Raw genomic sequence first — 13,784 nt, 5'->3', positions numbered from 1 at the left:
TAAAAAAATCCACTTTAGTTAAAGTGGATTTTTTATTAACAAAAAAGTGGAGTTATTTCAATTTTTTCTTCACGGCTACCTCTTCATAAACCTCCAGAATATCACCTACTTCAATATCATTGTAGCCTTTTAAATTCAAGCCACATTCATACCCTTTGGTTACTTCCTTAACATCATCTTTGAAGCGCTTCAAACTCTCCAATTCACCATCAAATTTAACAATTCCATCTCGCAATACCCTCACCTTTGAATTTCGGGTAACTTTTCCTGAAAGAACCATACATCCGGCAATAGTTCCGACCTTAGAAATCTTGAATATTTCCCTGATCTCAACATTACCAATAACCTGCTCTTTAATTTCAGGAGAAAGCATTCCTTCCATTGCTTCTTTAACTTCTTCAATTGCAGCATAAATCACAGAATAAGTCCTGATCTCTATCTCTTCTCTTTCTGCCAGATCCTTGGCATTTGCACCTGCCCTTACATTGAAGCCGATGATTATGGCATCAGAGGCTGTGGCAAGGTTAACATCAGATTCTGTGATCTGCCCTACTCCCTTATGAAGAATATTCACATTGATTTCCTCAGTAGATAGTCTTTGCAACTGGTCTGACAGCGCTTCAACAGAACCATCAACGTCACCTTTCAATATAATGTTAAGTTCTTTGAAATCACCTAAAGCGATTCTTCTACCAAGCTCTTCAAGTGTTGTATGTTTTTTCGTTCTGATAGAGAGTTCTCTCTGAAGCTGCTCTCTCTTGTTGGCAATAGATTTGGCTTCGCTCTCATCTTCATAAACCTTGAACTTATCTCCGGCTGTTGGAGCTCCGTCCAATCCAAGAATAGTAACAGGGATCGAAGGTCCAGCTTCTTTAAGGTTACGCCCTCTTTCATCAAGCATAGCCTTTACCTTACCATGGTTCTTACCTGCCAGCACATAATCTCCAACTCTCAGGGTTCCTGTTTGTACCAATAATGTAGAAACATAGCCTCTGCCTTTATCTAATGATGCTTCAATCACTACTCCCTGTGCATTTCTGTTAGGATTAGCTTTCAGCTCCAATAGCTCTGCCTGAAGCAATACTTTTTCCAATAAAAGATCAACGTTATTCCCGAATTTAGCAGAGATCTCCTGCGACTGAACATTTCCTCCCCATTCTTCAACCAGGATATTCATTCCGGAAAGCTGTTGACGGATATTATCCGGATTAGCATTCGGTTTGTCTACCTTATTGATCGCTATAATCATAGGTACACCGGCAGCTTGTGCATGGGAAATAGCTTCTTTGGTCTGCGGCATTACATCATCATCAGCTGCTATTACAATAATTGCGATATCCGTGATCTGGGCACCTCTCGCTCTCATCGCTGTAAATGCCTCGTGACCCGGTGTATCCAGGAATGTAATTCTCTGTCCATTCTCCAATTTCACGTTGTAGGCACCTATATGCTGGGTAATACCTCCTGACTCTCCTGCAATCACGTTGGTTTTTCTGATATAGTCAAGCAATGAGGTCTTACCATGGTCTACGTGTCCCATCACCGTTACAATCGGAGCTCTCGGTACAAGGTCTTCTTCACTGTCAATTTCATCTTCTGCATCTGATTCTTCAAGATCAGCATCAGAGAACTCAATTTTATAACCAAACTCGTCAGCTACCAACAGCAGGGTGTCAGCTTCCAATCTTTGGTTCATTGTAACCATTACGCCTAAGGAGAAGCATGCAGAGATCACTTCTGTTGGAGAAACGTTCATCAGACTCGCCAGTTCACCTACTGTAATAAATTCCGTAACTTTCAGAGTTCTGTCCTGAGCTTCAAGCTCCTGCTGGCGCTCATCCTGTTCTCTTCTGAACGTTCTTTTATCTTTTCTGTGTTTTGCTGACTTAGATTTGCCTCCTTTATTGGTAAGCTTTTCAAGGGTTTCCTTAATTTGATTTTTAACTTGCTCATCTGTTAGCTCAACAGGCATAACTCTTTGTCCCGGTCTGTTGTTCTGACCTTTCTTGAATCCGCCTCCCTGGCCACCTTGATTACGGTTTCCCTGACCACCCTGATTCGGGCGATTCCCCTGGCCTTGAGGACGATTCCCCTGGTTTCCGCCATGAGGTCTGTTTCCTCCTCCCTGTTGGGTATTGTTTCCAGGTTGTTGATTATTCCCGGTATTCTGCTGATTAGTTCCAGGTTTTTCAATTCTTTTTCTTTTCTTTTTAGCCCCGGAATTTTTTGATTTATCCGCAAACTGGCTCAAATCAATTTTCTCTCCTACAATCTTAGGACCATCAAGTTTCTGGTAAACCGTTTCAATTTTTTGAGGTTCCTGAGTCTCTTCTTCTGTCTTCTGAGGCTCAGCTTTAACTTCAGCAGGTTTTGAAACAACCTCTGAAACAGGCTTCGGAGTATCCTTTACAGGTTCTGCCGGTTTTTCCTCAGCTTTCTCCTCTGCTGCTTTTGGTTTTTCTTTTTTTATGGGTCTGTTTCTAGATTCTATTTGAGACAAGTCTATTTTATCCAGAACTTTAAATTCCTGTTTTTCAGCATTTGCCTTAGCTTCTGAAGCAGGCTCAGTTTCTTTTTTCTCTTCGGCTACAGGATCGGGTACGGAAGATGTTTCTTCTTCCGCTTTCTTAGGTTCAAGGTTTATTTTACCTAAAATCTTAGTTTCTGGCTTTATATTAGCTTTAGCTCTTATTACTTCAGGGGTTTTCTTTTCTTCAATTTCCAGCTTTTCTTCCGGAACTTTAGTGATCACCACCTCATGGGAAGCTTTGCGCTGTTCGCCATCCTTGGCAAACTCAGCCTCCAATGCAGAATATGCCGCTTCTTCTAATTGAGCGTTAGGATTACTTTCAACCTCAAAGCCCTTGGATTGTAAAAATTCTACTAACCTGGACATCGAAATGTTGAATTCCTTAACCGCTTTATTTAATCTAATTTTTGGCATCTATTATTTTTACTATTTTTTAATTCTTAAAATTAAAGTATTCTTTTTTACTGTTTATTAAAATTTATTTAAAAAATCTTAATCTTCAAATTCTTCTCTCAGAATACGCTTCACTTCTTCAATAGTTTCTTCTTCAAGATCAACCATATTCAGGAGGCTCTCAGTATCTTTATCTAACACCGATTTCGCAGTAGTAAGACCTACCTTCTTAAATTCATCCAAAATCCATTCTTCAATGTCATCGTTAAATTCTTTCAATTCGACGTCATCATCTTCGCTGGACTCTCTGTGTACATCAATTTCATAACCTGTCAACCAAGAAGCAAGTCTTATATTCTGGCCTTGTTTTCCGATCACCTTGGAAATTTCTTCAACAGGGGTATACACCAACGCATAGTTTTCTTCCTCATTGATATCAATTTTGTTGATAGTAACATTTCCTAAAGCTCTCTTCACCAGAATCTCAGGGTTTTTAGACCACTGAATCACATCGATGTTCTCATTTCTCAACTCTCTTACGACTCCGTGAATTCTTGAACCTTTCACCCCCACACATGCTCCTACCGGATCAATTCTGTCATCGTAAGCATCCACTGCAATTTTTGCCTTTTCTCCGGGAATTCTTACCACTTTTTTAAGAATGATAGTTCCATCCTGAATTTCAGGAATTTCCAGCTCTAATAATTTCTCAAGGAATTTAGGTGCAGTTCTGGAAATAATAATTTGAGGCTTAGAACCTTTAAAGTCTACGGTCTCTACAATAGCTCTGATATTCTCACCTTTTTTAAAGAAATCGGACGGGATCTGGTTTTCTTTTGGTAAAATAAACTCATTCCCTTCATCATCCAGCAATATCACGTGCTTGTGACGGATATGGTGAATTTCCCCGACAACAATTTCCCCGATCCTGTCTTTAAACTGCTCATACAGCATGGCGTTGTTATGTTCCTGCAGTTTGGTTGCCAAAATCTGTTTCAAAGTAAGGATATTTCTTCTTCCCAGCTGGGCAACAGGAATTTCCATCGTATATTCTTCTCCTACTTCAAATGTAGGGTCTATTTTTTTTGCTTCAGAGATCTCAATTTCAAGATCATCATCTTCCGACATTTCATCCTCTACAATCGTTTTATTTAAAAATATCTGAAAATCTCCTTTATCAGGATTTACAATCACATCGAAATGATCATCTGAATCAAATCTTTTTCTCAGAAGAGTTTTCAGTGAGTCTTCAATAATTGCCATAAGATCAATCTTGCTGATCCCTTTTTCGTCTTTAAAATCACCAAAGGATTCAATCAACGCTATATTATCCATTTATCTTTTTTTCTTTTAAAATTTAATTATTACCAATGCTTTTTTAATCTCAGAGTAAGGAATTTCTTTCTCTTCCTCCACATCCACTTTGCCCTTTCCAATTTCTTTGGGCTTTCTGTAGCGTAAAATAAGACTTATCTTTTCGTCATCCACTTTTGACAGCTCACCCTCAATCCTGGAAGAATCGTTAAGCAAAACTTCTATTTCTCTTCCTATATTTTTCCTGTATTGTCTTGGAATGGATAGAGGCTCACTCAATCCGGCAGACATTACCTGTAAGCTGAAATCATGCTCTTCACGATCCATATTGAACTCTATTGCCCGGCTTGCATCAAGGCAGTCCTGCAGGGAAACACCATTATCACCGTCTAAAATCACTGTAACGTTATCCCCTGTAGAAACCTTTAAATCAATAAGAAACAGATCTTCTCTGGTCGCAAGGAATTCATTTAATAACTCTTCGATTCTTTTTCTAAACTCCATAAATATTAATCTTGATTTACCAGTACGAAAAAAGGCTTTCTTCCGAAGGCCTTCCCATTTTTTTCCGTAAATCCATTGCAAATATACATTTTTTTTCTGAAATAGCAAAATATCTTATTATCAGATAAATAAGTTAAATTTTGTTTATATGAATTTTAAAAGCGGTATGAAAGTATTTTTATTATTTTTGTCATTGAATTTTTAAAACAAACATTTTGAATATAACGATTGTAGGAACGGGTTATGTAGGATTAGTTACCGGAACTACCCTGGCAGAACTTGGCAATTCAGTATACTGTGTTGATATTGATGAGAAAAAAGTAGAAGGTATGAAAAACGGCATCGTTCCCATTTATGAGCCGAACCTTGAAGAAATGTTCCTAAGAAACATTCAGGCAGAAAGACTGTTTTTCACTACCGATTTAAAAGAAGCTCTGGATAAAAGCGAAGTGGTATACCTCGCCCTGCCCACTCCCCCGGGAGAAGACGGCTCGGCAGATCTTTCCTATGTACTGAACGTAGCCGAGAATATCGGAGAAATCATGACCGATTATAAAGTCATTGTAAATAAAAGTACGGTTCCGGTAGGTACAGCGGATAAGGTAAGAGAAGTAATCGCCTCAAAAACAAATATCCCCTTCGATGTGGTTTCTAACCCGGAATTTCTCAGAGAAGGCTTTGCCGTGGAAGATTCCATGAATCCTTCAAGAGTGGTGGTAGGGGCTAGCTCCGAAAAAGCAAAAAATATTATGGCAACCATCTATCAGCCATTTACCAATACCGGGATTCCCATTATTTTCATGGATGAGAAATCTTCTGAACTCACAAAATATGCAGCTAACTCTTTTCTAGCAGTAAAAATCACGTTCATGAACGAAATCGCCAACTATTGCGAAAGGGTAGGGGCCGATGTTGACAAAGTAAGATTAGGAATGGGAAGTGACGACAGAATCGGACACAGATTTTTATTTCCGGGGATCGGATATGGAGGAAGCTGTTTCCCAAAAGATGTGAAAGCTCTGATAAAATCAGGAAAACAGGAAGACTTCAACTTTCAGATCCTACAGGCAACTGAAAATGTAAATACCGCTCAAAAAGTTATTCTGGTATCTGAAATCGAAAAATATTTCGGGGGAGATTTAAGCGGAAAAACCATCGCGATGTGGGGTCTGGCCTTTAAAGCCAACACTGACGATATCCGCGAAGCTTCATCATTGGACAATATTGATCTGTTGTTGAAAAAAGGCGCAACAATTGTCGCATATGACGCCGTTGCTGAAAGTAATGTTCAGAAACTTCTTAGTGATAAGATTAAGTACGCAAAAAGCATGTATGAAGCATTAGAAAATGCAGATGCCTTATTTATTGCCACAGAATGGCCGGAGTTTAAAAACCCGAATTTTGAACTGATGGCGAAAAAAATGAACAATAAAGTGATCTTTGACGGAAGAAACATGTTCCCATTGGAAATTCCCGAAAAAAACGGATTTTATTATAAAAGTATCGGAAGAAGAACCATTCAAAATAAATAGATGAAAAACATAATTATTACCGGTGGAGCCGGCTTTATAGGATCCCATGTTGTAAGAGAGTTTGTAAAAAACAATCCGGACACAACCATCATTAACCTTGATGCCCTTACCTACGCCGGAAATCTAGAAAACTTAAAGGATATTGAAAATGAACCCAATTATGTTTTCGAAAAAGCAGATATTACCAAACCTGAAGAATTAAGAAATATATTTGAAAAATATCGTCCGGACGCCATTGTTCATCTGGCCGCTGAAAGCCATGTGGACAGAAGCATTACAGACCCTATGGCCTTTATCAATACCAACGTGAACGGTACGGCTAATCTTCTTAATCTTTGTAAAGAGTTCTGGACACTGAACCCGGATCACACCCACGGTAGATTTCCGGACGGAAAAAGACAGAACCTGTTCTATCATGTGTCCACGGATGAAGTATACGGAAGTCTGGGCGAAACGGGATTTTTTCTGGAAACCACGCCTTATGATCCTCAATCCCCTTATTCAGCGTCTAAAGCAGCTTCCGACCACCTCGTGAGAGCTTACGGGAATACATATGGGCTGCCTTTTATTGTTTCCAATTGTTCCAACAACTACGGCCCCAATCATTTTCCGGAAAAGCTTATCCCTCTTTGTATCTCAAACATTATCAATGAAAAACCTTTACCAATCTATGGGGATGGTAAATATACAAGAGACTGGCTATTTGTGATTGATCACGCAAGGGCTATTCACCAGATCTTTAAGGAAGCAAAAACAGGAGAAACTTATAATATCGGAGGTTTTAATGAATGGCAGAATATTGATCTGGTAAAAGAACTGATCAGGCAGATGGATGCCAAACTGGGAAGACCTGAAGGGTATTCTGAAAAGCTGATTACTTTCGTAAAAGACAGACCCGGGCATGATAAACGGTACGCCATCGATGCCACTAAGCTTAACAAGGATCTCGGCTGGAAGCCCTCCGTCACTTTTGAGGAAGGACTGGGAAAAACAATTGACTGGTATCTTGAGAATAAGGAATGGCTGGAGCATGTCACCAGTGGAGACTACCAGAAATATTACGAAAAACAATACAATTAACAAACCACAAATAAACAAATAGATGAAAGGTATCATTCTGGCCGGCGGCTCAGGAACAAGGCTTTATCCACTGACAATTGCTGTAAGTAAGCAGCTGATGCCGGTTTATGACAAACCCATGATTTATTACCCTCTTTCTACCCTTTTACTGGCAGGAATCAAAGACATTCTGATTATCACTACCCCTCATGATCAGCCAGGCTTTATAAAACTGCTGGGAAATGGCTCACAGATCGGTTGTAATATAGAATACGTAGTGCAGCCAAGCCCGGATGGTTTAGCCCAGGCTTTTATTCTGGGAGACCGGTTTATCGGCAATGACCCTGCGGCATTGGTTTTAGGTGATAATATTTTTTATGGCTCAGAGATGGGCACCTTATTGAAAGACAAAACAAATCCTGACGGAGGCGTAGTTTTTGCCTATCATGTCTCAGATCCCGAGAGGTATGGTGTTGTAGAATTTGACCAGGATTTCAAAGCTGTTTCCATCGAGGAAAAGCCGGCAAAACCAAAATCAAATTATGCGGTACCCGGACTGTATTTCTACGATAACGAAGTAGTGGAAATCGCCAAAAATATCATGCCCTCTGCAAGAGGTGAGCTGGAGATCACTGATGTGAACAACGTTTACCTGAAAAAGGGGAAACTTGAGGTAGGCGTCCTTGACAGAGGAACTGCATGGCTGGATACGGGAACCTTCGATTCCCTTAACGACGCTTCGGAATTTGTAAGAGTAATTGAAAAACGACAAGGTTTTAAAATCGGATGCATAGAAGAGATCGCCTTCAGAAATAAGTTCATCGACGAAGAAAAATTACTCGAAACCGCAACTAAATACGGGAAAAGCGGATATGGAGAGTATTTGAAACAATTAGTGAACAAATAATAATACAAGCTTTAATTAATTATTAAAACTATTGGCTCAATGGTCAATAGTTTTTGTTCATAATTACAAATATCAATATATTCGTTATTATTTTCAGCTTTATAAGGTAAATTATTCATAGGCTAAAAGTATTCGAGTTAATTAATTATTATAATTTTGCATAAACTTACACAGATGAATGAACCACAACAAAAGTGGACAGAAACCATTGAGGCCAGTCATTCTTTATTCGATTTAAGATTAAAAGAAGTCTGGAGATACAAGGATCTTATTTACATGTTTGTAAAAAGAGATTTTGTATCAAGTTTTAAACAAACGATTTTAGGACCTGTCTGGTTTTTCATAAATCCTATTCTGACTACTATCGTATACCTGGTTATTTTCGGAAGAATTGCCAGACTACCCACAGATGGGGCACCCCCTCTATTGTTTTATCTGGCCGGGGTAACGCTCTGGAATTATTTTTCAAGCTCATTGCTCGGCACTTCTTACACCTTTGCGGGAAACGCCAACATTTTCGGAAAAGTTTATTTCCCCAGGCTGGTGACTCCCATCTCCATTGTAATTTCTAATCTGATGCGTTTTGCCGTTCAGCTGCTGCTGTTTCTCATCGGGTGGGCATATTATTATTCGAAAGGAGAAGCTCATCCCAACTGGTGGATATTGGCAACGCCGTTTCTCATTCTTCTTATGGCCCTGTTTGCATTGGGAATGGGAATGATATTTTCATCGCTTACTACAAAATATAAGGACCTCAATATGTTACTGGGTTTTGGAGTAAGCCTGTATATGTACGCTACTCCCGTGGTATACCCGATCTCCTCCCTTCCGGGCCCGTTAAAAAAAGTTGCATTCTACAATCCCCTGACCGGTATTTTTGAATGCTTTAAATACGCATGGCTGGGAGTTGGAGAGTTTTCTCCCCTGATGCTGGGGATAAGCTCCGTAATTATCCTGATTCTCCTGGCAATAGGAATCGTTGTCTTCAATAAAGTTGAGAAGACCTTTATGGATACGGTATAGTAAAATAATGTAAAATCAGAAAACATGCTAGCTTTAAAAGCAGAAAACATATCAAAACAATATCGTCTGGGGCAGGTGGGAACCGGAACACTTTCCCATGACCTGAACAGGTTCTGGCATACTATAAGGGGAAAAGAAGACCCTTATTTAAAGATTGGTGATACCAACGACAGAGCCACTAAAGGGAACTCTGAATATGTATGGTCACTCCGGGATATCAATTTCGAAATCGGGCAGGGTGATGCCGTAGGAATAATCGGAAGAAACGGTGCCGGGAAATCCACTCTTCTTAAACTTCTGAGCAAAGTTACCAAACCGACAACAGGAAAAATATACACCCGTGGAAGAATCGCTTCCCTGCTGGAAGTAGGAACAGGATTCCATCCTGAAATGACCGGACGTGAAAACGTTTTTCTTAATGGAGCTATCTTAGGGATGACCCGTAAGGAAATAAAACGTAAGTTCGATGAAATAGTGGATTTTTCAGGAGTGGAAAGGTATATAGATACCCCTGTAAAAAGATATTCATCCGGGATGTATGTTCGTCTTGCCTTTGCAGTTGCCGCCCACCTGGAATCGGAAATACTGATTGTGGATGAAGTTTTGGCTGTGGGTGATGCTGACTTCCAAAAAAAATGCCTTGGAAAAATGGGGGATGTTACGAAAGGGGAAGGCAGAACGATCCTTTTCGTAAGCCACAATATGGCGGCGATCAAAACTCTATGTACCAAGGGCATATTGCTGGAAACCGGGAAAGTGGCTTACCAGGGAAATATCGATGATACGGTATTAAGGTACCTGGGCAATAATAAAACTTCCAATACCAATCATTTTATTTATGAAAACGTAAAAAATGATTTCTTTAAACTGGAAGAAATTACATTCAGAAACAGCAATAAGACTATTGATGAACCACTGGATGAAAATGAAGAAATAGAATTAACCACAAATTTTATTTTAGACACAGATCAGCCGGAACGGTATCATATCACCTATCATTTGAAAAATGATTACGGGGAGGCTTTATTTTCATTCAGCAGTTCAAGCCAGGAAATTAAGTTTAATAAAGGATTTAACTCTTTAAAATGTATTTTCCCAAAAAGCTTTTTTCAATCGGGAAATTATTATCTGAGCTTTTTCCTGGTAGAAGATAAAAAGCAGGCCGTACTGGTGGAAAATGACATTGCCTCGTTCTCCGTTGTCGACGGAAACAGGGAAATCGGCGTATATATGGGACGAGAACCAGGGTTCATCCGTCCTCAGTTTAACTGGTCAATACAATAACAGATTATGATTCCTGTAACGCAACCTTTTCTTCCTCCCAGGGAGGATTATGAAAAATACTTAGACGGTATCTGGAAAAGAAACTGGCTCACCAATATGGGGCCTCTGGCCAGCCAGCTGGAAATGGAGCTTAAAGATCATCTGAAGCTCGAACATTTACTTTTTGTCACGAATGGTACTGTAGCCATACAGATGGCTATCAAAGCTTTGGAGATCTCCGGTGAGATCATTACCACTCCCTTTTCCTTCATTGCAACCACCAGCACTATTGTATGGGAGGGCTGTACGCCCGTTTTCGTAGACATAGATCCACAGAGCCTTTGCATAGACCCTGCCAAAATTGAAAGCGCTATCACAGATAAGACCAGCGCCATCCTGGCAACACATGTATATGGAAACCCCTGTGATGTGGAAGCCATAGAAGCGATCGCAAAAAAACATCATCTGAAGGTCATATATGATGCGGCCCATGCCTTTGGGGTGGAGGTCAATGGAAAATCTATCTTCGAATACGGAGATATTTCTACCTGCTCCCTTCATGCCACAAAGCTTTACCATACCGTTGAAGGAGGGCTTATTGTTACAAAAAAGCCTGAGCTGCTGAAAAAAATGGCTTATATCAGAAATTTTGGAATCTCCGGATTCGATTCTTTTTCTGAACTGGGCATTAATGGTAAAAACTCTGAATTTCATGCCGCAATGGGATTGGTAAATTTAAAATACATCAGCCAAATACATGAAAAAAGGAAAGCCCTTGCCGCCCTTTATGATAAAAAGCTGAAAAACCTGAAAGCGGTAAAACCCTTATGGCATAAAAAAGCTACGGAGAACTTTGCCTACTACCCCATTGTTTTGGAAAGCGAAGAACTTCTTCTGAAGCTGAAAGCTGAAATGGATAAACAAGAGATCTTTACAAGAAGGTATTTTTATCCAAGTCTGGCTTCTGCATTACCCTACCTTCCCAAACTTGAGCTTCCGGTCACAGAAGATATCGCCAAAAGGGCCTTATGTCTCCCTTTTTATTATGACCTTACTTTTGAGGAAGTGGAACTGATTGCCCGGTTGATGCTAAGAATTCAAAATAACTAGTCATGCTGATCATAGGAGCCAAAGGTTTTGCAAAAGAGGTATTGGAAATTTGCCACCGGAATAATGAGCTGGCAAATCTTTCTTTCTATGATGACGTAAATAAAGATATAAGCGGCTTGCTATTTGAAAAATTCCCCATCCTGAAAAGCCTTACAGAAGCAGAGCATTATTTTAAAACAGTTGATGAAAGATTCACACTTGGAATCGGGAACCCGGCACTAAGAAAAAAATTAGCCGATAAGTTCATGAATATAGGCGGGAAACTGACCTCTACCATCAGCTCAAAGGCCGATATCGGGTCTTATGGTATAGAGATTGGAGACGGAGCCAATATTTTAGATGGGGTTAAGATCTCTAATGATGTGAAAATCGGGCGTGCTCCAATAGTCTATTACAATTCCATAATTACTCATGATGTGATGATCGGGGATTTTACAGAAATATCGCCTGATGTGAAAATCCTGGGAAGAGCGAAGATTGGTGACTTCTGCCAATTGGGTTCAGGTGCTGTTATTCTGCCGGACGTGACTATCGGCAATCATGTAATCATAGGAGCGGGTACCATTGTAACGAAAGATATTCCGGACAACTGTACTGCAGTGGGAGTGCCTTCGAAAATTATAAAAATACGTAAATGATGAATCCCCTGGTAAGTGTTGTAATGATCACCTATGGTCATGAAAAATATATAGAAGAAAGCATCAATGGGGTTTTATCCCAGATTTTCAATTCTGATATAGAACTGATCATTTCCGATGACTGCTCCCCGGACAATACGGAAAACGTAGTGAAAAATATCATGGAAAATCACCCGAACGGACACTGGATAAAATACATCAGACATGAGGAGAACCTGGGTGCCATTCCTAATTTTACCTGGGCGATTTCTCAGGCAAAAGGCAGGTATATTGCCATTTGTGAGGGGGATGATTACTGGACGGATCCGTTGAAACTACAAAAACAGGTGGATTTTCTGGAAAACAATCCCGATTACAGCCTGATCTTTCATAAAATAAAGGAATTAACCACAAGAACAGAAAAGTTTACGTATCCTAATCCTGACAGTGAAGAAACCTACACCATAGAGGATCTTTCAAAAGAAAACTTTATCATTACTGTTTCCGTTGTGTTCAGGAAACATATGGATACTTTACCGGAATGGCTGAAATATTCCCCGATAGGCGATTATCCCCTGCACATGCTGAATGCATCTTTTGGGCTGATAAAATATTTTCCTGAGGAGATGGCTGTATATAGAGTGGGTAGCGGGATGTGGAGTACACAGAACAAAGTAGACCAGATTGTAAACACGATGTTCTGTCTGAAGTTTTTGCTATTACATTTCAAAAATAACCGGGTGGTGCACGGCCATTTAAAAAAACAGTATGATGACTTTAAAAATGCGCTCATAAAGCCACTGGAAGAAAAAAAAGTGCTGGATCTGAAGCTGAAAGACCATAAATACCTGGAAAGCATAATGAGCTTCGGTTATCTTTTTAAGATATTAAAGCTCAAGACCATGAAGAAATTCAAACTGTAAAAAACCAAATAATTTTCTATGCTTGCAAAACTTAAAAACAATATTGCTACAAAAATAATTGCTTTGGTGGAAAATAATGAGAAGAAAAAAAAGCAAGAAAAATGGAAGATTTTCATGTCTGATCCTAATATCAATATACATTCTTCTTTTACCCCAAAAGATGCCACTGCTTTCAAAGGAGATAACAGCCGGTACGGAAATATCGCGATCGGTGAAAACGTTCTTATGAGAGCCTATTGCAATATCCTTGTATTTCCCGGTGCGAAGCTCCGTATAGGCAAGGGGGTTTTCTTCAACAATTATTGCTCCGTTAATTGCCTGGATGAAATTGAGATCGGAGATGATACCATATTCGGAGAAGGAGTAAGGTTATATGACCATAATCACCTGATCGTAAAAGGAGCTACCTATCATGTAGAAAAAGAAAAATACACTACAAAACCGATAAAAATCGGCAAAAATTGCTGGATAGGCAGCAATGTCGTTATTTTAAAAGGAGTTACCATCGGTGATAACTCTATTATCGGAGCGGGCTGTGTAATCCATAAATCTGTTCCTGAAAACACCATAATGAAAAACAATCAAAATTTAATCTCTCAATCCCTCTAA

The 13,784-nt window shown here is 39.6% G+C and carries 12 protein-coding genes; 9 read left to right on the top strand and 3 right to left on the bottom strand.

The annotated features are described in order from the left end of the window. Positions 1-52: 52 nt before the first annotated feature. The 3 genes from infB to rimP all read right to left on the bottom strand — a co-directional run bounded on the left by infB (position 53) and on the right by rimP (position 4,741). On the bottom strand, positions 53-2,944 hold the full coding sequence (gene infB / locus ABMQ40_RS10645; RefSeq protein WP_370899376.1) for a translation initiation factor IF-2: 2,892 nt from the start codon (positions 2,942-2,944) through the stop codon (positions 53-55). Between the two features lie 78 nt (positions 2,945-3,022). Further along, positions 3,023-4,258: a transcription termination factor NusA gene (nusA, locus tag ABMQ40_RS10640; protein WP_370899374.1), complete on the bottom strand. Its 1,236-nt coding sequence runs from the start codon at positions 4,256-4,258 to the stop codon at positions 3,023-3,025. Between the two features lie 15 nt (positions 4,259-4,273). Then, positions 4,274-4,741, bottom strand: coding sequence for a ribosome assembly cofactor RimP (rimP, locus tag ABMQ40_RS10635; RefSeq protein WP_370899372.1), 468 nt, complete (start codon positions 4,739-4,741; stop codon positions 4,274-4,276). A gap of 215 nt (positions 4,742-4,956) precedes the next feature. On the opposite strand from rimP, the gene ABMQ40_RS10630 reads away from it, so the two are divergent. From ABMQ40_RS10630 to ABMQ40_RS10590, 9 genes are all read left to right on the top strand, one after another. Further along, positions 4,957-6,273 carry a UDP-glucose dehydrogenase family protein gene (locus ABMQ40_RS10630; RefSeq protein WP_370899370.1) on the top strand — a complete coding sequence of 439 codons (1,317 nt, stop codon included), beginning with the start codon at positions 4,957-4,959 and terminating at the stop codon, positions 6,271-6,273. After that, positions 6,274-7,353, top strand: coding sequence for a dTDP-glucose 4,6-dehydratase (gene rfbB / locus ABMQ40_RS10625; protein ID WP_370899368.1), 1,080 nt, complete (start codon positions 6,274-6,276; stop codon positions 7,351-7,353). 22 nt (positions 7,354-7,375) lie between these two features. Then, positions 7,376-8,239: a glucose-1-phosphate thymidylyltransferase RfbA gene (rfbA, locus tag ABMQ40_RS10620; RefSeq protein WP_370899366.1), complete on the top strand. Its 864-nt coding sequence runs from the start codon at positions 7,376-7,378 to the stop codon at positions 8,237-8,239. A gap of 174 nt (positions 8,240-8,413) precedes the next feature. Beyond that, positions 8,414-9,262 carry an ABC transporter permease gene (locus tag ABMQ40_RS10615; protein ID WP_370899364.1) on the top strand — a complete coding sequence of 283 codons (849 nt, stop codon included), beginning with the start codon at positions 8,414-8,416 and terminating at the stop codon, positions 9,260-9,262. A 24-nt stretch (positions 9,263-9,286) separates the two neighbouring features. After that, positions 9,287-10,546: an ABC transporter ATP-binding protein gene (locus ABMQ40_RS10610; RefSeq protein ID WP_370899362.1), complete on the top strand. Its 1,260-nt coding sequence runs from the start codon at positions 9,287-9,289 to the stop codon at positions 10,544-10,546. Between the two features lie 6 nt (positions 10,547-10,552). Beyond that, a complete protein-coding gene (locus tag ABMQ40_RS10605) occupies positions 10,553-11,635 on the top strand; it encodes a DegT/DnrJ/EryC1/StrS family aminotransferase (protein WP_370899360.1) in 1,083 nt (360 codons plus the stop codon). 2 nt (positions 11,636-11,637) lie between these two features. Next, positions 11,638-12,273 (top strand): acetyltransferase, encoded by a 636-nt coding sequence (locus tag ABMQ40_RS10600; RefSeq protein ID WP_370899358.1) that lies wholly within the window; start codon positions 11,638-11,640, stop codon positions 12,271-12,273. After that, a complete protein-coding gene (locus ABMQ40_RS10595) occupies positions 12,270-13,175 on the top strand; it encodes a glycosyltransferase family 2 protein (RefSeq protein WP_370899356.1) in 906 nt (301 codons plus the stop codon). Before ABMQ40_RS10600 ends, ABMQ40_RS10595 begins: the two co-directional genes overlap by 4 nt. Before the next feature lie 18 nt (positions 13,176-13,193). Beyond that, a complete protein-coding gene (locus ABMQ40_RS10590; protein WP_370899354.1) occupies positions 13,194-13,784 on the top strand; it encodes an acyltransferase in 591 nt (196 codons plus the stop codon).

The sequence above is a fragment of the Chryseobacterium gossypii genome, from assembly GCF_041361455.1.
Classification (GTDB): Bacteria; Bacteroidota; Bacteroidia; order Flavobacteriales; family Weeksellaceae; genus Chryseobacterium; species Chryseobacterium gossypii.
Note: the sequence above shows the minus strand (reverse complement) of the source record. Positions and strands in the feature narration are given on the sequence as shown.